This window comes from Maribacter dokdonensis DSW-8, from assembly GCF_001447995.1.
GTDB classification, from domain to species: Bacteria; Bacteroidota; Bacteroidia; order Flavobacteriales; family Flavobacteriaceae; genus Maribacter; species Maribacter dokdonensis.
Genome location: NZ_LDPE01000001.1, coordinates 1,765,077 through 1,784,307, shown reverse-complemented (window position 1 = coordinate 1,784,307; position 19,231 = coordinate 1,765,077). Strand labels below are relative to the sequence as shown.

Here is a 19,231-nt window from a genome sequence, read left to right as displayed (position 1 = left end):
ATTTTACGATGGTCAGTTCATTATTTTTCAAAATGATGCAACTAAAAAAGCCTTTTCAAAATCTAGAAAAGGCTTTAAAATATGGTGGTTAGAGAGTTATTCCGTTTCCATATATGCTTCAATAGGAGCGCATGTACATATTAAATTACGGTCTCCATATGCATCATCAACTCTTCTAACGGATGGCCAAAATTTATTCTCAGCTACATAAGGTAATGGAAAAGATGCCTTTTGTCTTGAATATGGAAATTTCCATTCATCTGTTGTTGTCATTTCTAATGTATGCGGTGCATTCTTAAGCACGTTATTGGGCTCATCAGCACTAGATTCATCTATTTCTGAACGAATGGATGCCATAGCATCGCAAAATCTATCTAACTCCGCTAGGTTTTCACTTTCGGTAGGCTCTATCATAACCGTACCAGCTACGGGAAAAGAAACCGTTGGAGCATGAAAACCATAATCCATAAGTCGCTTGGCAATATCCGTAACTTCTATTCCGTTTTTCTTGAAAGGTCTACAGTCCAAAATCATTTCGTGGGCTGCGCGTCCTTTTTCGCCTGTGTATAGCACATCAAACTTACCTTCAAGTTTATGTTTGATATAATTGGCATTCAAAATGGCGATTTTTGTGGATTGGGTTAAGCCTTGTTCCCCTAGCATCTTAATATATCCATAAGATATTAGACATACCAAAGAACTACCCCATGGCGCAGCAGAAATAGCTGTTATAGCATCTTTTCCTCCGGTCTCTATAACAGGGTTGCTAGGTAAAAACGGAACCAACTGGGGTGCAACACAAATAGGACCTACACCAGGACCGCCACCACCGTGAGGTATGGCAAACGTTTTGTGCAGGTTTAAGTGGCAAACATCTGCACCTATAGTTGCAGGATTGGTCAACCCAACTTGGGCGTTCATATTTGCACCATCCATATAGACTTGACCACCATGGTCATGTATTATTTTTGTAATCTGCTTTATGGACGACTCAAAAACCCCATGAGTAGAAGGATAAGTAACCATTAATGCGGCTAATTTATCTGAATGTAATTTTGCTTTTTCTTCTAAATCGGCAACATCTATATTACCTTTTTCATCGGTCTTTGTAACCACGACCTTCATGCCTGCCATAACTGCCGATGCCGGATTGGTACCATGGGCGGATGAAGGTATAAGGCAAATATTTCTTTCAGCTTCTCCTCTAGATTCGTGGTATGCTCTAATGACCATTAATCCTGCATATTCACCTTGTGCGCCAGAATTTGGTTGTAAAGAAGTATCTGCAAATCCTGTTATTATAGATAGGTCTTTGGCAAGTTCACGTAGTATGGTTTGATAGCCTTCTGCCTGGTCTACTGGTACAAATGGATGGATATTTCCCCAGTTAGATGAACTTAACGGTAGCATTTCACTAGCCGCATTTAACTTCATGGTACAACTTCCTAAAGAAATCATACTATGATTTAAGGCCAAGTCTTTGCGCTCCAATTTTTTAATGTAGCGCATTAATTCTGTTTCTGAGTGATAGGAATTAAAAACCTTGTTCTCCATGAATGAACTGCTACGTTCAATATTTTCAGGTATTGATGTGGAACTTATTAGTGCTGTGATCTCAGATGACTTTTTACCTACAGCTTCGGCAAAAATTGAAATAATTTGGTTAAGATCTTTTATTGAAGTAGCTTCATTTACCGCAATTGAAATAGTGTCGTTATCCACATAGTAGAAATTAACTTCATTGGCTTCTGCGATGGGGCGAACTTTTTGTGAATCTGCCTTAACCGTGATAGTATCAAAATAAGCGGTATTTACTTGATACAAGCCTAAATTTTCAAGAGCATCTGTTAAAGTAACTGCGGTAGCATGAATTTTAGATGCAATATATTTTAATCCTTTTGGACCATGGTACACACCGTACATACCTGCCATAACCGCCAGTAGTACTTGAGCGGTGCATATATTTGATGTGGCTTTATCTCTTTTTATGTGTTGTTCCCTAGTTTGCAAAGCCATTCTTAGCGCAGGTTTGCCATCGGTATCTTTGGTGACACCGATTATTCTACCGGGAATATTTCTTTTAAATTCTTCTTTCGTGGCAAAGAATGCTGCGTGAGGTCCGCCATAACCTAAAGGAATACCAAAGCGTTGGGTGGTACCTACTACAACATCTACCCCAAATTCACCTGGAGGTGTTAAAAGAACTAAGCTCATAATATCGGCAGCCACAGCTACCTTAATGTCATTCTCCTTTGCTTTGGATACAAATGAGGAGTAATCATAGACTTGACCATATTTCCCTGGGTATTGTAACAATGCACCGTAAAAATCCGAACTAAAATCAAACTCATCATGCTTGCCAATTACTAATTCGATACCTAGTGGAATTGAACGCGTTTTTAGCAGGGACAACGTTTGTGGTAATATTTCTTCCGAAACAAAGAATTTTACTACTGCGTTTTTTTTCTGCTCTCTACTTCTAACATCAAAAAGCATAGTCATAGCTTCTGCAGCAGCGGTGCTTTCATCCAGTAAAGAGGCATTTGCCAGTTCCATACCCGTTAAATCGGAAACAATGGTCTGGAAATTTAAAAGCGCTTCTAGTCTGCCTTGTGCAATTTCTGCTTGGTACGGAGTATAGGCTGTATACCAACCTGGGTTTTCAAGAATGTTTCTTTTGATGACAGACGGTATTAAACTTTCATGGTAACCTAAACCAATGTATGTTCTAAACACCTTGTTTTTCTTGGACAAAGCCTCACTATGCGCAAGAAACTTATGTTCGCTCATTGGAGGGTCAAGCTTTAAAGGCTCCTTTAAACGAATATGATCAGGTATGGTCTCAAAAATAAGCTGTTCCAAATTTTCAACACCTACAGTATTGAACATACTGTTTAAGTCTTCTTCCCTTATGCCGATATGGCGTAGAGCAAACACGTCAGTCTTCATAGATACGATTGTTATATAAAGTGCAAAATTACCACTTTTATGTGTTTAATTTGTGCTTGGTTGGGCGCCTAAAGGTGAAAGTTTTTAACCAAAACCAAGGGTTATAAACACTTTAACTATTTTTGTTCAATGACCATAATCAAAAAGATTTTTGATTTTTACTTGGATGCTAGTATTCACGTGTCTTTAGGGGTGTTTAGTTTAGTTCATGTTACTGCATTGACCTTAAACATAAACGTACCGCCGGAGCTTTATTTTTTTATCTTTTTTGGGTCAATAGCGTGCTATAATTTTGTAAAATTTGGGGTAGAGGCAGAAAAGTATTTTCTAGTTACCAATACCTATCAAAAAAACATTCAATTTTTTAGCCTTGGGTGCTTGCTTGTTGCTGGCTATCAATTATTATTTCTTTCTGAAAGGGTTTTTGTAGGATTACTGGTGTTAGCTGCAATTACGGGTCTTTATGCGCTTCCGGTCTTGCCAAGGCATAAAAACTTTAGAAGCTTAAGCGGACTGAAGATTTTAATTGTCGCTGCCGTTTGGGCGGGTACAACCGTAATACTGCCGGCTATTTCAGTGATTGATACTATTTCGTGGAATATAAAGGTAGAAACGGTTCAGCGATTTCTGTTTGTGCTAATACTTCTGATTCCTTTTGAAATTAGAGATTTAAAATATGATAGCTTGCTATTAAAGACCTTACCACAGAGGGTAGGCGTTAAAGGAGCAAAAATTATAGGTTATGTTTGGATTGCACTCTTTTACGGCGCTTCATTTTTAAAAAAGGACTTGGACATAAACCGAATGTTGGCAATGACTATAGTATGTTCAATACTAATTCTTGTAATTTATAAGACAAAAAAGGAGCAAAGTAAATATTTCTCTTCTTTTTGGGTAGAGGCAATACCTTTATTCTGGTGGCTGTTATTTGTTTTTGTAGAAAGGTTGGTTATTTAGCTTTGTTGAAGGTTTCTTTCATTTTTTTCTTGTCTTCATCAGACAAAACAGCTATCCTTGCTTGATTACAAAGCGATGTTAATTTTGTATTGTTTTTACTGTGTTTTGCACAGGTTTTACACATAAGTAAATGAAACTTCAACTTTATTTTTTCCCAAAAAGTCGCTTCTTTATATTGGGCTTTATTGCAAATATTTGCAGCCTTTTCACACGAAATCATCATAATTAAAACCAATTTTGATTTAAACAACCCATTAAGCTAGTTCTAGCTCTATGTATCATTACCCAAAGGTTAGACGCATTAATTCCTAAAGCATTACAAATATCTTCAGTTTCCATACCTTGAATAGTTTTCATGGTAAAAACCTCGGCTTGTTTTTTAGGTAATTTGGAAATGCAATTTTGAATAGCAAGACCTAGTTCTTCATTTTCAAGTAGGTCATTTTCAAAATTACTATTGGGATCGGCTATGCGCTCTTCGATCCAATCTCCTTCGGCATCGGTTTGTGAGCTGTAGCTCATACGAACCTCGGCCTTTCCTTTTTTTGAATTTGCTTTTCGGTAGTGGTCAATTACTTTACGCTTTAATATGGCGATCAACCATGTGCGTTCAGCAGCATCGCCTTTAAAGTTTTTAGCAGATTTTAATCCGGCAATAAAAGTATCTTGAACAAGATCTTTTGCAATTTCAGCATCGCTTACCCTAGTTACGGCGTAATTAAAAAGGTAATCTGCATAGAGATCTACCCACTTGTCTGGATTGAGGTTTTGTATTTCCATTTTTTCTGCATTTCAAAAGTAAAATAATTTTAGGTATAATGTTTACTTTTGGTAACAAACACTTTAATCATGAGAAATATACTATTATTTGTTCTAATTATCAGTAGTCAGTGTGTTTTAGCACAAATAGAGTCGCAACCAATATCGAAGTTTAATGGATTTGATAGCGCTAAGGAAATACTGTTAGATGTTAGAACGCCACAAGAATATAAAGATGGTAGTATACATGGTGCAATCAATATCAACTGGCTTTCTAATGATTTTGACGAAAAAGTGACAAAACTTGATAAGACTAAAAAAGTTTATGTCTTCTGTAAAAAGGGAGGTAGAAGTTTAAAATCTCAAGCAAGATTGGTAGAATTGGGATTTAATAATGTTGTAGACCTACAGGGTGGATATGATGCTTATTCCAGTAAGGACTGAGTCTTTTTATAGTGTCAGCATAATTATTGAGATTTAAAGTTCAGCAAGAATTCTGGTCAATTGGTTATCTCTAATTGGTTTAACTATATAGTCTGTTACCTGGTTGATCTTCTTGGTCTTGTCAAAGTCAACAAGGTCTACGGATGATGATAATATATATACCGTTATTTTTTTGGCTAGGTTGGGAATTAGACTTTCGTATTGCTGCATGAACCCGTAGCCATCCATTACGGGCATATTTATATCTAAAAATATGACGTCTGGTAACTCTTGGTCATTATTGATGTTGGCTTTTAAAAATGTCATTGCCTCTGCACCATCTGTGAAAGGAATAATATGGTTAACAGATTTATGTACTTGCAAGGTGTGTAAAATGGTGTATTGAAAAACATCATCGTCATCTATAATACATACATTTATATTATTTTTCATTTTGTTTTTAATTTAGTGTTATAATAAAAGTTGAACCTATATTAACGTCACTTTCTGCGGTTATTGATCCTCCCATGGCCAATACTTGTGCTTTAGTTATAAATAGTCCTATTCCTTTTGATTCTGGGTGCTTATGAAAAACCTGGTTAAGTCCAAATAACTTATTACCATGATTTTTTAAATCTATACCTAAGCCATTATCTTTAAACTCTAATACAGTTCTATTATTATCTTTTTTTGAGGTGATAAAAATCTGCGGAACTCTATCAGGTGATCTGTACTTTATGGCATTGCTTATTAAATTTAAGAATATACTTTCTAAATAAATAGGGTTGTAATCTACGTTTTTAGCTTTAGAGAAATCATAAGTTATTTTAGCCTTAGTTTCTAATAAAGTTGCTGCCAGTGTTTGTTTTGTTTTGAGCAAAACTTGCTCAAAATCTAATTTAGGTATGATTTCAACACCATTCTTTTTTATGGTAATGGTTTCTACTAGAGCGTTCAACGTTTCGGTAAGGCGTTCTATTACAATTTCAAATTTTTCAAATATTTCGATTTTTTTACCTTCACTTTGCGTTTTGTTATAAAGCTTCAGTAAAGCATTTAGATTGCTTACCGGAGCACGCAGGTTGTGTGATGTTATTTGGTTGAATTCTGCTAACTGTTTGTTTTGGGCAGTAAGTTTTACAGTAGATTCTTCCAGATTTTTATTGGTTTCCAGAATCTTTTGCTGGGCTAAAATTTCTTCGGTAATATCTCTACTTGATCCAATAATTTTTGTGGCGTTGCCTTCCTTGTCGGTAATGACTTTGCCGACAATTTCGCTGAACCTTATTTCACCGTCCTCATGTAAAATACGTTGTGTAAATTTTTCAAATTTTTTAGTAGCAATGGCGTTTTGTTTTTTGTGCATTACTAACTCTCGATCTGCTGGATGAGTATGGGATAAGAGCAAATCAAAATTCATGGTAATACCAATTTCAAAACCAAAAATTCTATACATATTATTGGACCATATAAAAGAGTCATTGGCGACGTTTAATTGCCAATACCCGATCATAGCCAGCTCTTCTGCAAAATTTAACATATGGTTTTTTTCCAATATGTCTTTTTCAATTTTTAGCTTTTCGGTGATGTCTTGGGCAGTGCCTACCATTTCAACGACCTTTCCTAAATGATTTTTTTTAGTTTCGGCTCGTGATTCAATGGAGCGTATTGTACCATCATCTAAAATGATACGAAATGATAATAATTTAATTTTCTCGTTACCATTGATGGATTCTGTAATTAACGCTTTAACCTGGGCTATATCGTCTGGGTGTATCTGCGAGTAAAACTTTTCCATGTTAATGGTAGCGTCTAATTCTAAACGATAAATTTTATACAGATTGTCTGACCATTTTAAAATATCCCGATCTAAATCCCAATGCCAAGATCCCATGTTGGAAATTTCTTCAGCATAGGATAGAAGTTGATTCTTTTCTTTAATCTCTTTACGGGCTTTAATTTTGTCGGTTACATCTTGTGTAGATCCAATTAATTCTAAAATATTTCCGTATTCATCTTCTATGACTTCAGCGATTAATTCTAAAAATCGAATTGAGTTAGTGCCCTTTGTAATTCTAAACGTAAGTGTCTCCTCGCTTTTGTGGGTGTTTAGAATATTAGCAATGTGATTATTAACTTTATTCACATCATTAGGGTGTACTCTAGATAAAAATAATTCAATTGTAATTGGAGTGTGTAAATCTATACCATAAATATGGTAAAGATTATCTGACCAAGTTGAAACCCCAGTGCCTGGATTCCATTTCCAGGATCCCATCATTGCCATTTCTTCAGATACAGAAAGTAAACGGTTTTTTTCCTTTAATTCTTTTTCGGTTCTTATTAGGCTAGTTATATCTTGGCATGTTCCTGACATCTCAAGAACTTCCCCATTTTGGTTTCTAACTATTTTACCAATGGATTTTATAGTTTTTATTGAACCATCATTTAATTGAATTCTATAAGTGGAATTTGGAAAATCACCGGCAATTATGGCATTAGAAAGTTTTGTGGATATAGCTGCCCGGTCATCTTTATGTATATAACTTATATAGGTTTCAAAATTTAGAGGTTTGTTTTTGTCGTGACCATATATAGCGTGTAAATTATCTGACCAATACACTTCATTAGAGGCGGTATTCCAATGCCAATAACCAATTTTGGCCATTTTTTCGGCACTGTTCAGCTGATGGTTTTTTTGAGCAAGTTCCAATTCTTTGGTTTGGTTTTCTGTAATGTCTAAGCAGGCGCCTAAAAGCTCTTGTAAACCATCTTGTGCATTATAAGTGGCTTTACCTAAGATTTGAACGGTCTTAATGATGTTATTGTCCGTAATAATTCTATGGGTATAATCGTGGAACTTATGTTCGCTAATAGATTGGTCTATTTTTGTTTTTATAATGTCTTTGTCCGCTGGATGAATTTTATCAAAATAAGTATCAAAAGTTATCTTTTTCTCTTTTGGAATATCAAATATGGTGTATAAGTTGTCTGACCAAAACACATCATCTGTTTCCGGTTTGTATTTCCAATAACCCATGGTTGTCAAATTCTCGGCAAAATCTAACAGCTGATTTTTTTCCTTTAATTCTTTTTCAACATCCAATCTCTTGGTTATATCTTGTGTGGTTCCTATTAACTCTACAACCTCGCCTTTATCATTAGTTAAGGCATCTGAGACTACCCTAACTGTTTTAATTGTATTATTTTTTAAAATAATACGATGTGTAAAAGTGTGAGATTTCTTTTCCTTGATTGTTTCTTCAAGTTTTTCTTTAATAAGTCCTATGTCTTCTGGATGGATGAATTTTTTTAATTTTTCAAAATTCATTTTTTCACCTATACCCAGGTTGAAAATAGTATACAGATTGTCTGACCATTTAAATTCTCCATTTGCTATTGTAAATTGCCATGAACCTGCTTTATTAATGCTTTCAGAAAGCTCTAATTGTTGTTTTTTTTCAGATAATTCTTGTTCTTTAGCTACCTGTTCTGTAATATCTTGACAGGTGCCCATTAAGGAAACAACATCGCCTTTTTCATTAATTATGACCTTCCCTGAAGAGTTAAGGGTCTTTATGGTGCCATCTGCTAATTGAATACGGTATATAGATTCTGGAAATATTTTATTCTTTAATGCACGTTTAAACTTGGCGGAAATTTTTTTTCTGTCTTCTTTGTGAACATAATTCAAGTAGACATCATATGATATTGGAGTATCTCTTTTGTGGTCAAAAATAGTATAGAAATTATCGGACCAAATTAATTCATCTGTGATAATGTTCCATTTCCACGATCCTGAATTTGCTAGAATTTCCGCGGTATTTAATTGCTCTGTATATTGAACCGTTTCAATATTTGAATTTTCAAATTGAGAAACCTCTACCGTTGTTCCGTGAAGATTAGTGCAACGCCCAGCTTTGAAAATAGGTTGAACAGTAGTGCGCAAATTGCGCTTTTGGCCTTGTTTTGTTAGAATTTCATAAGATATTTCAAATGGTATGCCTTCATTAATAGCTTCTTTATGCAAATTGAAAAAGAGTTCTTTTTGAAATACGTTGGTACAATTTCCATATGATTCCTCTAATGATGGAGAAAAGCTAAGAGGGACTTGGTGAATTTCTTTTAAATCATCGTTCCAATAAACGGAATTGGATGTTAAGTCTAGCTGAAATATACCAATTTGAGCAACTTTTTTGGTTGCTGAAAATAGTTGGTTCTTTTCTAAAAGAGTGTTCTCTTTCTCCATTTCAAAAAGTGTTTAATAATGGCCGACTAAGACTTATGGTATAAACGGTAGTTGTAAAATCTGGTATTGATACTTACAATATAATGCTTAAATATTTGAAAAAGAGTATGTTTTTATAATTATTAGGTCTTTTTAGAAGGCTGTAGGCCTTAATGCACATATATTTTACAGTACATGTTTTCAAGCCTACTACATGCACATGTTGGTAAAAGAACAGCTATTAAAATATATGTTGATTATATATTTTAATAGCTGTTATAAAGTGTTTCAGTATGTTAATTGGTAAGTAGGCCGGCACGTTCTAATAATGCCTCAACTTTAGGTTCAGCACCTCTAAATCTTTTGTAAAGCACCATTGGATTTTCTGTGCCTCCTTGTGAAAGCACATGGTCTTTAAACTTGGTGGCAACCTCTTTATTGAAAATTCCCTCTTCCTTAAAATAGGCAAATGCATCTGCATCTAACACTTCTGCCCATTTGTAACTATAGTAGCCAGATGAATATCCGCCTTGAAAAATGTGGGAGAAAGCTGTGCTCATGCAAGTCTCAGGGGTGTCTGGGTATAGACTGGTATCTTTAAATGCTTCATCTTCATGAGCCTTTACATTGGTAATGCTTGTTGGGTTTATTCCGTGCCAAGACATATCCAATAACCCAAAACTCAACTGACGTAGCGTCTGCATACCTTCTTGGAAAGTTGCGGATTCTTTTATTTTTTCAACCAGTTCCATCGGTATAGTCTCACCAGTTTCGTAATGCTTGGCAAATAGTTCTAAAGCTTCTTTTTCATAGCACCAGTTTTCTAAAACCTGACTAGGTAATTCTACGAAATCCCAAAATACAGATGTTCCTGATAGGCTAGGGTAGGTAGTGTTCGCCAACATGCCGTGTAAGCCATGTCCAAATTCATGGAATAAGGTAGTAACCTCGTTAAAAGTCAGTAACGAAGGCTTGCTTTTTGTTGAGGGTGTAAAATTGCACACGTTGGATATATGCGGACGCACATTTTCTCCGTTACGCTTCCATTGGCTTTTAAATGAAGTCATCCAAGCACCACCACGTTTTCCTGCTCTGGGGTGGAAGTCGGCATAGAATAATGAAATGAAGTTCTTGTTGGCATCATAAACTTTAAAGGTTTTAACCTCGTCATGATACTTCTCAATGTCGTTTACTTCTTCAAACTGAAGGTCAAATAGGTTTTCAGCTACTTTGAAAACGCCATTGATGACATTCTCCAATTTAAAATATGGCTTTAGTTTCTCGTCGTCTAAATTAAAAAGCTCTTGTTTCAATTTTTCGGAATAATAACTACTGTCCCATTTTTCAAGTCGGTCAATTCCGTCTAATTTTTTGGCGAAATCCTCTAATTGTTTAAACTCCCGTTCTGCGGCTGGATTCGCTTTTACTAACAATTCATTTAAAAAAGAATGTACTTTTTCTGGCGTCTCTGCCATACGTTCTTCCAGTACAAAATCGGCATGGGTCTTATAGCCTAAGAGATTGGCTCTTTCAAAGCGTAGTTTGGCTATTTCCAGCACGTTTTCTTGATTATCCAATTCATCTTTATGAAAACCTTTACTACCAAAAGCCAATGAAAGTTCTTTTCGTAATGCGCGGTTTTTGGCGTACTTCATAAACGGAATATAGCTAGGGTAATCTAAGGTGATCAACCAACCATCTTCTTTGCCTTTTGAAGTTGCCAATTGTGCAGCAGCTTCTTTTGCCCCTTCCGGTAAACCATCTAAATCAGACTCATCTGTCAGGTGTAACTGATACTTATTGGTTTCGGCAAGTACATTTTCGCCAAATGTCAATTTCAATTTCGCTAGTTTGGCATCTATTTCACGTAAACGTTTCTTTTTATCTTCAGATAAGTTGGCGCCGTTTCTACTGAAACTTTTATATTTCTTATCTAAAAGTGTGTTTTGCTCAACAGTAAGTTCCAGATTATCCTTTTGATCGTACACGGCTTTAACTCTTTTAAAAAGTGCTTCGTTCAAAGTAATGTCATTGCCAAACTCAGATAAAAGCGGAGAAATTTCTTGAGCTATTTTTTGAATCTCTTCATTAGTTTCTGCGGAATTCAAATTGAAAAATACACTTGAAATGCGATCTAATTGCTGACCCGAAAATTCTAGGGCTTCAATGGTGTTTTCAAATGTTGGTGCATCTGTATTTTCTGTAATGGCATCTATTTCCGCTCTTGCTTCTTCTATAGATTGTAAAAATGCGGGCTTAAAATGCTCGTTTTTTATTTTTGAAAATGGAGCGGTGTCAAATTGGGATAATAATGGATTCATTGCCGTATGTTAAGTTTTTTTGTTTCTCAGAAGTTTGATGAGAAAATCGATTAATAAAATTACGAATGATATCGTAAATGAAAAAACAGCTCCTGTAAGAAAAGCAAAATTTCTAGCAGTATCATTACTTGTGTTTGATGGAACAAAATATTCCCAACGAATAAAAACTAAAAATTGAATAAGTAAGTATAAGAGTAGAAATGTACTAAAAAAGCGAAATAACAGTTTTAAGTATTTAGTGTGAAATCTACGTTTATAAATAAAAAGAATGAGCGTTAATAAAATAGCTATAGAAATACAAACAATGGTTGGTTTGTTCATATGTTTTGTTTTGTGAAATGTTGGCTAATTAATAACGATGCTAGTGCATTCCTAATATTTTAAGTATTGCCATTTACAGCTTTAGCGCCATCTATTACTTTCTGCTTTAAACCTTCCTTGTAAAGAATTATTTTATCCAATACACATTTGTCTGAGCTGCCAATGATCTGGGCAGCTAAAATTCCTGCATTCTTTGCTCCGTTCAATGCTACGGTAGCAACTGGTACACCGCTTGGCATTTGAAGTATAGAAAGTACAGAGTCCCAACCATCAATAGAATTGCTGCTTTTAACAGGTACGCCTATAACGGGTAACGGGGACATTGATGCTACCATCCCGGGTAAATGTGCAGCACCACCGGCACCTGCAATAATTACCGAATAGCCATTGGTATGTGCGTTTTTACTAAAATCGAACAATTTTTCGGGTGTTCTGTGGGCAGATACAATGTCTACGTCTACCTCTATATCAAAACCTTTTAAAATATCTATGGCATCTTGCATTACGGGCATATCACTTGTGCTGCCCATTACTACGGCTACTTTACTCATGTTATCTATTTTGAAATCACTTGAATTGTTTCCTTTACTTTTTCGGCAATAGCTCTTGCCTTATTGAGATCACTATTTACTATGGTTACATGACCCATTTTACGAAATGGTCTTGTTTGTGCTTTTCCGTAAATATGCGGGATAACACCTTCCATAGCTAAAATTTCGTTTATATTTTTGTAGACGACATTACCCGTGTGGCCCTCGGCACCTACTAAGTTTACCATAACCCCGGCTACTTTACTATCTGTATTCCCTAATGGAAGACCAAGAATGCTTCTTATGTGCTGCTCAAATTGATTGGTATAACTTGCTTCAATACTGTAATGTCCACTATTGTGAGGTCTTGGGGCTACTTCGTTCACCAAAATTTCATCATCTTCGGTTTGGAACATTTCAACGGCAAGTAATCCTGTCAAGCCTATTTTGTCGGCTACTTTAAGTGCTAAAGCCCTTGCCTTATCTGCAACTTTATCATCAATACGTGCAGGGCAAATTACATATTCCACTTGGTTGGCTTCTGGGTGAAACTCCATTTCTACCACAGGGTAGGTTTTTATTTCTCCTTCCGCATTTCTAGAAACAATTACGGCTAATTCGTTTTTAAACGGCACCATGGTTTCTGCAATACATTCGCCGGTAGGTAAGCCTTCTATATCGGCTAAACTTCTAACTACTTTAACACCTTGTCCGTCATATCCAAATTGAGCTACTTTCCAAACAAAAGGAAATTTTAATCCTCCGTTCCCAACACTATCCTCAATTTCGCTCAAATAGGCAAACCGCTGAAAATCTGCGGTAGGTATATTGTTATCCACATAAAACAATTTTTGTTTTGCTTTATTTTGAATAATACGCAAAGCCTTAGGCTGTGGGTATACCTTTACACCTTCATCTTCTAATTTTTCTAAGGCATCTAAATTTACATTTTCAATTTCTATCGTTAGTATGTCTACATCTTTTCCAAAATTATAGACCGTATCAAAATCTAAAAGACTGCCCTGTACAAATTCATTGCATGACATTCTGCTTGGGGCATCTGCCGATGCATCTAAAACTTTTGTGAACACATCCCATTTTCGGGTTTCGTAAAGCATCATTTTACCAAGTTGACCACCTCCTAAAATGCCTAATTTGAAATCTGAAGAAAAATAATTCATATAATTGTGCTTTTGGCAAGTAATAAAATGCCTTAAGTGTTACAAAAATACGGTTAAATCTTAGAAACCAATTCCTTTCTAATTAAAAACACAAGGCAATACCTTATCTTTGCAAACCTTGATAATCTATGAAAATTGATACAAATTCACGATAAGTTTTTCAAACCTTTTCTAAGCGAGTCTGAAATTTTGCAGGCCGTTAAATCTGTGGCAGATCAAATAGCGGCAGACTATAAAGATGAGGTGCCTATTTTTGTTGGTGTTCTAAACGGGTCTTTTATGTTCGTTTCTGACCTTTTAAAGGCTTATGAGCATCCATGTGAAGTATCTTTTGTAAGATTGAGCTCCTACCAAGGCTTAACTTCAACGGGTATAGTGGAAACTTTATTAGATGTGCCCGATAATATTGAAGGACGAAGTGTTATCATTTTAGAGGATATTATTGATACCGGGCGTACCTTGCAGCAACTTGTGCATTTGTTCTCGAAGACGAAGGTAAAAGAGTTTAAAATCGCCAGTCTTTTTTATAAACCAGATGTTTACAAAGGGGAGTACGCCATAGATTATTTCGGACTGGCCATACCAGATAGTTTTATTGTAGGATATGGGCTAGATTACAACGAGCAAGGAAGAAACTTAAAAGAAGTATACCAATTAAACCAAAAACATATGATCAATCTTGTACTCTTTGGTAAGCCAGGAGCCGGCAAGGGCACACAAGCACAATTCTTAAAGGAAAAATACAATTTAAAGCACATCTCTACTGGAGATGTATTTAGATTCAATATCAAAAATGGAACGGAGTTAGGTACTTTGGCCAAATCATATATTGATAAAGGTGAGTTGGTGCCAGATGAGGTTACTATTAAAATGCTACAGGACGAAGTGGAGAAAAACCCAGATGCCGATGGTTTTATTTTTGACGGTTTCCCAAGAACTGCTGCACAGGCCGAAGCACTTGATAATTTCTTAGAGTCTAAAGATATGGGCATTAACGCTACTATTGCTTTAGAGGCAAATGATGAAATTTTAATAGAGCGCCTTTTGGAAAGGGGTAAAGTAAGCGGTCGTAGTGATGATCAAGATGTTACCAAGATTAGAAATCGTTTTGATGAATACAACGAAAAAACCACGCCTGTAAAAGAGTTTTATGAAGCGCAGGGTAAATTTCATAGTGTAAACGGAATAGGTTCAATTGCAGAAATTACCGAACGTTTAACCAAAGTGATAGAGGATATAAAATAATAAGAATCTTGTCTTAATGTAATCGGCAAGGATTTTGAACTGAAAAGATACTAATGACCGAAGGTAATTTTGTAGACTATGTTAAGGTAAGTTTGGCTTCTGGTAAAGGAGGCAAGGGATCTGTGCATTTGCACCGTGAAAAATTTATTACCAAAGGTGGTCCAGATGGTGGTGATGGTGGTCGTGGAGGTCACATTATTGTTCGCGGTAATGAAAACCTTTGGACATTGGTGAATTTTAAATACAAAAAGCATTTTAAGGCAGGTCATGGGGCACATGGTAGTAAGAGCAGAAGTACCGGTGCAGATGGGGAAGATGTTTATTTAGATGTGCCGTTAGGTACTGTAATAAAGGATTTTGAAACCAAAGAAATCCTTTTTGAGATTACGGAACATGGCGAAGAAAAAATACTTTTGGAAGGTGGTATGGGCGGTAGAGGTAACTGGCACTTTAGAACGGCCACCAACCAAACACCAAGATATGCACAGCCAGGTGTAGATGGTTTAGAAGGCGAATTTTTACTTGAGCTTAAGGTATTGGCAGATGTTGGTTTGGTAGGTTTTCCAAATGCGGGGAAATCAACTTTATTATCTGTAATTACCTCTGCAAAACCAAAAATTGCAGACTATGAGTTTACAACCTTAAAACCAAACTTGGGTATAGTGGAGTACCGTGATTTTAAAAGTTTTGTAATGGCAGATATTCCTGGTATTATTGAAGGTGCCGCAGAAGGTAAAGGTTTGGGCCATTATTTTTTAAGACATATAGAACGTAATGCTAATTTATTGTTTTTAATTCCTGCAGACAGTAAAGATATCAGTAAGGAATATGAAATTTTGTTGGATGAATTGCGCCGCTATAATCCAGAATTGTTAGATAAGGAGCGACTTATCTGTATTTCTAAAAGTGATATGTTGGACGATGAATTAATGAGCGAAATGAAGGCAGAGCTCAATACCGAGTTTGGCGATACACCTTTTATGTTCATATCTTCAGTTGCCCAAATGGGTATAGTGGAATTAAAAGATAAACTTTGGGCTATGCTTAACGCAGAATAATTATTGATGAAACAGTATCTAAAAAATATTGTTGAAATTAATGATAATAGAAAAAGTAGGGTGTTTGCCTATTTTATTCAGGCTTTGATTTTTATTTCCATTATCTCTTTTTCTTATGAAACCATTCCGGATTTAGATGTAACTACCCGGAAAGTGTTAAGAGCAATAGAAGTTTTTTGTGTAATAATCTTTTCAATAGAATATTTACTGAGAATTTATGTGGCCGATCATAAATTAAACTTTGTATTCAGTTTTTATGGCGTTATTGATTTTTTGGCCATACTCCCGTTTTATTTAGCGTTGGGTATTGATTTAAGATCGTTAAGAGCACTTAGGTTTTTAAGATTATTCCGTATTTTAAAGTTGATGCGATACAATAGAGCTATCAAACACTTTACAAAAGCTATAGCATTGGCAAAAGAAGAAATATTGCTTTTCCTAATAGTTACGTTGATTTTGATTTATTTTTCTGCTGTTGGTATTTACTATTTTGAAAATGAAGTGCAACCAGAAAATTTTTCCTCAATTTTTGACAGTCTTTGGTGGGCAATTATAACTCTTACAACCGTGGGATATGGAGATGTTTACCCTGTTACAGTTGGAGGTAAGGTATTTACATTTTTTATTCTTATGATCGGTCTAGGTATCGTAGCTATTCCAACGGGAATTATTTCTTCAGCCTTAACTAAATCTGTAGATAAAAAGGAAGACGAATAGCGGTTTTGGAATAGAGTACTAGAACGGTTATATTTTTAGAAAGCACATTTAATCGAATACATGTGTGAAATCACATAATAATCTTTTAATTTCTTTAATTTTAAGAAAATACCTTGTTATGAGAACAATTTTAATTGGTGCTTTATTGGTTGTTTTGACTTCTTGCGGTGTGGCAAGGGTTAATTATGATTATGATAGCCAAACCGATTTTTCTTCCTATTCTACTTATAACTACTTTGGTGATATGGAAACCGGCTTAAGCGAATTGGACGAAAAAAGACTCATGGATGCCCTAGATGCCACTCTCGGTGAAAAAGGTTACATGTTTGCGGAAGAGCCAGATGTTTTTATCAATATTAAAAGTAGTGTTTTTAGATCTCAATCTGGGAACAACGTTGGTGTAGGCCTTGGTGGCGGAGGCGGTAGAGTAGGTGGTGGTGTTTCCATTGGCATACCCGTAGGTGGACCTAAACTTACCCGCGAACTGCAAATTGATTTTGTTGATGCGAACAAGGATATTCTTATTTGGCAGGCAATAAGTGAAAGTCCGTTTCGTGAGGGGGATTCGCCTCAAGAAAAATCAGAAAAATTACAAGCGGTAGTAGATAAGATATTTAGTAAGTATCCACCGGAGTAATTTTATTGGCGTCGCCAAAGGGTATAATACCCCTAGGCTTGGCTCAAATTTAAAAGCTTGTTTTCTTTGATTGCCTCATGGGCTTGCCCTAAGGTGCTTTATTTTACTTTGATTACATAGGTTGCTACAAGATAGTCTTTGGTAGATATATGTACATCATAGCTTCCTTTTTTATCAAACGTATGTTGTAAAATGATTTCGCGTTCCTCTTTGGTAATGGTGGGTTCTATAACTTTTTGACCACCTCCTTTATTTAACAGAAGATGTATATTTTCATTGAAATCATCGGGGACTTTCAATTTGAACGATACACTGGTTCCCTTGGTAATTTGGTTATGCATGTTCTTTGGTGCAATTGAAATTATGGGCTCTATAAAAGTTTCTTTATACACAACTGGTGCTTTTATAAATGATTTGAACGTTTCAGTATTTATAGTGTCTTTCTTAGCTGTATTTATAGGGAAATGGTTTTTAGAGAATAATTCTGGTTCCGCAAAAAAATATCCATCAAAGTAATCTGGGTTAAACATAGGTTCACCGTTAAGAATAATAGTTTCCCCTGCTGACCAAGTTGCATCGCACCAATACCATTTATTATTCACTTTTATCCTATTCCATGAATGATTAGGGGCGCTATCTTCTTCTAAAAGTAAGGTAGGGGTTCGTCCGTAGCCATCAATAATATCACATTCAAATCCTGCCAGGTTCGTCATTTCCTTAACCAAATAAGCGTAACCTGTACAGGCAGTTTTTTTATGTTCCAATAAGGCTTTGAATATTTTTGGTGTAATACCAGTGTTCCAATTTAGAAAGGCTTGCCTGTCTTTAGCAAGCCTTTTTCTTTTGTGGCTTATTTTTAGGTATGACGAATAATCATTTTCAATATTGGTTCCTATCCACGTATAGATTGCCCTGATCTTTTCTACATCGGTTTGTAAAGAAGAGGTTAGATTGTGGGTAAGTACAGGAATGTTTTTTAGGCTTGCACCTTTGTATTTCAACGCAATACTATCGGCTTTAGTAAAATCGATTTCCTGAAAATCCGATCGTTGGGCAATGCTCGTTATAGTGCATAGCAACATGAATAGCAATTGGCTAATTCTCATTTTCTGAAGATATCTCCAATTTTCTGAAAAATATTTCTTTTGCTGGAATATGCACCGCCTATAACCACTTCGCCCATTAGTTCAACATCATAAGTGTCAAAAGATATGTTCAGATTAATATTAGCGTTTTCATTAGCCTTTACTTTGTAAGTTTTGGTTTCGTAACCAATAAAACTAAAGACCAATACATCATTCTCCACCAGCTGTTGCGGAAATTCAAAATTACCATCAAAATCTGTTTGTGTACCAATTGCTGTACCCTTTAGAACAACATTTACACCCGGTAACGGCTCATTGGCTTCATCTACTATGGTACCGGTCACTGTATGTTTTTCTTGTATTGTCTCAACGTATGAAATATCGCCCATTATATCTGTGGAAACCACTTCTGTTGGGGACTGAATACTCGCAGATTCTTGACCTTTAACTTCTGTTGCGCAAAGAGCTAATAATGAAAAACCCATCATAGCTATGCCTTTATGTATCATTGAACTGTTCATAACGTGTAAAGAATTGGTTTCATAGGTTTTCAGTTGAGAGGCTTTGAACATTCCACAAGTTTTCTTTTTTCCAGTACTTAGGTAACGTACAAGTTCTTTATCTGAAAACTTGGTGAAGTCTATAACTTCTTTTTCACAGCTTTGGCAAAAGCCTCCTTTTTCAGTTGTACTAAAATTACTAAATTTTTCTTTGCAGGGTTCTTTTACGGTAATTGTTAATGTGCTTTTCATAATGCGGTTGTTTTAATTATACTTCTAAAGTATGTTTAAGGGTGTTCTTATAAAACACCTAATGAGTA

At 35.6% G+C, this 19,231-nt stretch carries 16 protein-coding genes; 6 read left to right on the top strand and 10 right to left on the bottom strand.

Features of this window, described 5'->3' with window-relative positions:
- Window positions 1–96: 96 nt before the first annotated feature.
- Window positions 97–2,949 carry an aminomethyl-transferring glycine dehydrogenase gene (gene gcvP / locus I600_RS07800; RefSeq protein ID WP_058103882.1) on the bottom strand — a complete coding sequence of 951 codons (2,853 nt, stop codon included), beginning with the start codon at window positions 2,947–2,949 and terminating at the stop codon, window positions 97–99.
- Window positions 2,950–3,078: 129 nt separating this feature from the next.
- On the opposite strand from gcvP, the gene I600_RS07795 reads away from it, so the two are divergent.
- Window positions 3,079–3,906, top strand: coding sequence for a UbiA prenyltransferase family protein (locus tag I600_RS07795; protein WP_058103881.1), 828 nt, complete (start codon window positions 3,079–3,081; stop codon window positions 3,904–3,906).
- Here the strand turns inward: I600_RS07795 and I600_RS07790 are convergent.
- Window positions 3,899–4,129, bottom strand: a complete 231-nt coding sequence (locus tag I600_RS07790; protein ID WP_317038724.1) for a hypothetical protein — start codon at window positions 4,127–4,129, stop codon at window positions 3,899–3,901. The genes I600_RS07795 and I600_RS07790 overlap by 8 nt on opposite strands.
- A gap of 2 nt (window positions 4,130–4,131) precedes the next feature.
- Window positions 4,132–4,686, bottom strand: a complete 555-nt coding sequence (locus I600_RS07785; protein ID WP_058103880.1) for a sigma-70 family RNA polymerase sigma factor — start codon at window positions 4,684–4,686, stop codon at window positions 4,132–4,134.
- Between the two features lie 69 nt (window positions 4,687–4,755).
- On the opposite strand from I600_RS07785, the gene I600_RS07780 reads away from it, so the two are divergent.
- Window positions 4,756–5,109, top strand: a complete 354-nt coding sequence (locus I600_RS07780) for a rhodanese-like domain-containing protein (RefSeq protein ID WP_058103879.1) — start codon at window positions 4,756–4,758, stop codon at window positions 5,107–5,109.
- Window positions 5,110–5,142: 33 nt separating this feature from the next.
- Here the strand turns inward: I600_RS07780 and I600_RS07775 are convergent, their stop codons facing one another.
- From I600_RS07775 to I600_RS07755, 5 genes are all read right to left on the bottom strand, one after another.
- Entirely contained in the window at window positions 5,143–5,541 is a 399-nt protein-coding gene (locus tag I600_RS07775; RefSeq protein WP_058103878.1) for a response regulator, read from the bottom strand.
- A 7-nt stretch (window positions 5,542–5,548) separates the two neighbouring features.
- A complete protein-coding gene (locus I600_RS07770; protein WP_058103877.1) occupies window positions 5,549–9,337 on the bottom strand; it encodes a PAS domain-containing protein in 3,789 nt (1,262 codons plus the stop codon).
- Window positions 9,338–9,612: 275 nt separating this feature from the next.
- Complete coding sequence (locus I600_RS07765; RefSeq protein ID WP_058103876.1) at window positions 9,613–11,637, bottom strand: M3 family metallopeptidase; 2,025 nt, start codon at window positions 11,635–11,637, stop codon at window positions 9,613–9,615.
- A 380-nt stretch (window positions 11,638–12,017) separates the two neighbouring features.
- Window positions 12,018–12,509: a 5-(carboxyamino)imidazole ribonucleotide mutase gene (purE, locus tag I600_RS07760; protein WP_058103875.1), complete on the bottom strand. Its 492-nt coding sequence runs from the start codon at window positions 12,507–12,509 to the stop codon at window positions 12,018–12,020.
- Window positions 12,510–12,514: 5 nt separating this feature from the next.
- Window positions 12,515–13,669 carry a 5-(carboxyamino)imidazole ribonucleotide synthase gene (locus I600_RS07755; protein ID WP_058103874.1) on the bottom strand — a complete coding sequence of 385 codons (1,155 nt, stop codon included), beginning with the start codon at window positions 13,667–13,669 and terminating at the stop codon, window positions 12,515–12,517.
- Window positions 13,670–13,804: 135 nt separating this feature from the next.
- Between I600_RS07755 and I600_RS18955 the strand changes: the two genes are divergently transcribed.
- The 4 genes from I600_RS18955 (at window position 13,805) to I600_RS07735 (ending at window position 17,326) form a co-directional block, all read left to right on the top strand.
- Window positions 13,805–14,914 carry an adenylate kinase gene (locus I600_RS18955; protein WP_082642911.1) on the top strand — a complete coding sequence of 370 codons (1,110 nt, stop codon included), beginning with the start codon at window positions 13,805–13,807 and terminating at the stop codon, window positions 14,912–14,914.
- Between the two features lie 53 nt (window positions 14,915–14,967).
- The gene (obgE, locus tag I600_RS07745) at window positions 14,968–15,972 is read left to right on the top strand and encodes a GTPase ObgE (RefSeq protein ID WP_058103873.1); all 1,005 of its coding nucleotides are present in this window, start codon (window positions 14,968–14,970) and stop codon (window positions 15,970–15,972) included.
- A 6-nt stretch (window positions 15,973–15,978) separates the two neighbouring features.
- Window positions 15,979–16,689, top strand: coding sequence for an ion transporter (locus I600_RS07740; RefSeq protein ID WP_058103872.1), 711 nt, complete (start codon window positions 15,979–15,981; stop codon window positions 16,687–16,689).
- 118 nt (window positions 16,690–16,807) lie between these two features.
- Entirely contained in the window at window positions 16,808–17,326 is a 519-nt protein-coding gene (locus I600_RS07735; RefSeq protein WP_058103871.1) for a DUF4136 domain-containing protein, read from the top strand.
- Between the two features lie 98 nt (window positions 17,327–17,424).
- Here I600_RS07735 and I600_RS07730 read toward each other — a convergent pair whose 3' ends face one another.
- Both I600_RS07730 and I600_RS07725 read right to left on the bottom strand, forming a co-directional pair.
- Window positions 17,425–18,432, bottom strand: coding sequence for a transglutaminase domain-containing protein (locus I600_RS07730; RefSeq protein WP_058103870.1), 1,008 nt, complete (start codon window positions 18,430–18,432; stop codon window positions 17,425–17,427).
- Window positions 18,429–19,163 (bottom strand): carboxypeptidase-like regulatory domain-containing protein, encoded by a 735-nt coding sequence (locus I600_RS07725; RefSeq protein WP_058103869.1) that lies wholly within the window; start codon window positions 19,161–19,163, stop codon window positions 18,429–18,431. The genes I600_RS07730 and I600_RS07725 overlap by 4 nt, the downstream gene beginning before the upstream one ends.
- Window positions 19,164–19,231 lie beyond the last annotated feature (68 nt).

Bases quoted from the DNA above. Each gene is read 5' to 3' on its own strand.
- gcvP (WP_058103882.1), bottom strand. From the start codon at position 2,949: ATGAAGACTGACGTGTTTGCTCTACGCCATATCGGCATAAGGGAAGAA.
- I600_RS07795 (WP_058103881.1), top strand. From the start codon at position 3,079: ATGACCATAATCAAAAAGATTTTTGATTTTTACTTGGATGCTAGTATT.
- I600_RS07790 (WP_317038724.1), bottom strand. From the start codon at position 4,129: ATGATGATTTCGTGTGAAAAGGCTGCAAATATTTGCAATAAAGCCCAA.
- I600_RS07785 (WP_058103880.1), bottom strand. From the start codon at position 4,686: ATGGAAATACAAAACCTCAATCCAGACAAGTGGGTAGATCTCTATGCA.
- I600_RS07780 (WP_058103879.1), top strand. From the start codon at position 4,756: ATGAGAAATATACTATTATTTGTTCTAATTATCAGTAGTCAGTGTGTT.
- I600_RS07775 (WP_058103878.1), bottom strand. From the start codon at position 5,541: ATGAAAAATAATATAAATGTATGTATTATAGATGACGATGATGTTTTT.
- I600_RS07770 (WP_058103877.1), bottom strand. From the start codon at position 9,337: ATGGAGAAAGAGAACACTCTTTTAGAAAAGAACCAACTATTTTCAGCA.
- I600_RS07765 (WP_058103876.1), bottom strand. From the start codon at position 11,637: ATGAATCCATTATTATCCCAATTTGACACCGCTCCATTTTCAAAAATA.
- purE (WP_058103875.1), bottom strand. From the start codon at position 12,509: ATGAGTAAAGTAGCCGTAGTAATGGGCAGCACAAGTGATATGCCCGTA.
- I600_RS07755 (WP_058103874.1), bottom strand. From the start codon at position 13,669: ATGAATTATTTTTCTTCAGATTTCAAATTAGGCATTTTAGGAGGTGGT.
- obgE (WP_058103873.1), top strand. From the start codon at position 14,968: ATGACCGAAGGTAATTTTGTAGACTATGTTAAGGTAAGTTTGGCTTCT.
- I600_RS07740 (WP_058103872.1), top strand. From the start codon at position 15,979: ATGAAACAGTATCTAAAAAATATTGTTGAAATTAATGATAATAGAAAA.
- I600_RS07735 (WP_058103871.1), top strand. From the start codon at position 16,808: ATGAGAACAATTTTAATTGGTGCTTTATTGGTTGTTTTGACTTCTTGC.
- I600_RS07730 (WP_058103870.1), bottom strand. From the start codon at position 18,432: ATGAGAATTAGCCAATTGCTATTCATGTTGCTATGCACTATAACGAGC.
- I600_RS07725 (WP_058103869.1), bottom strand. From the start codon at position 19,163: ATGAAAAGCACATTAACAATTACCGTAAAAGAACCCTGCAAAGAAAAA.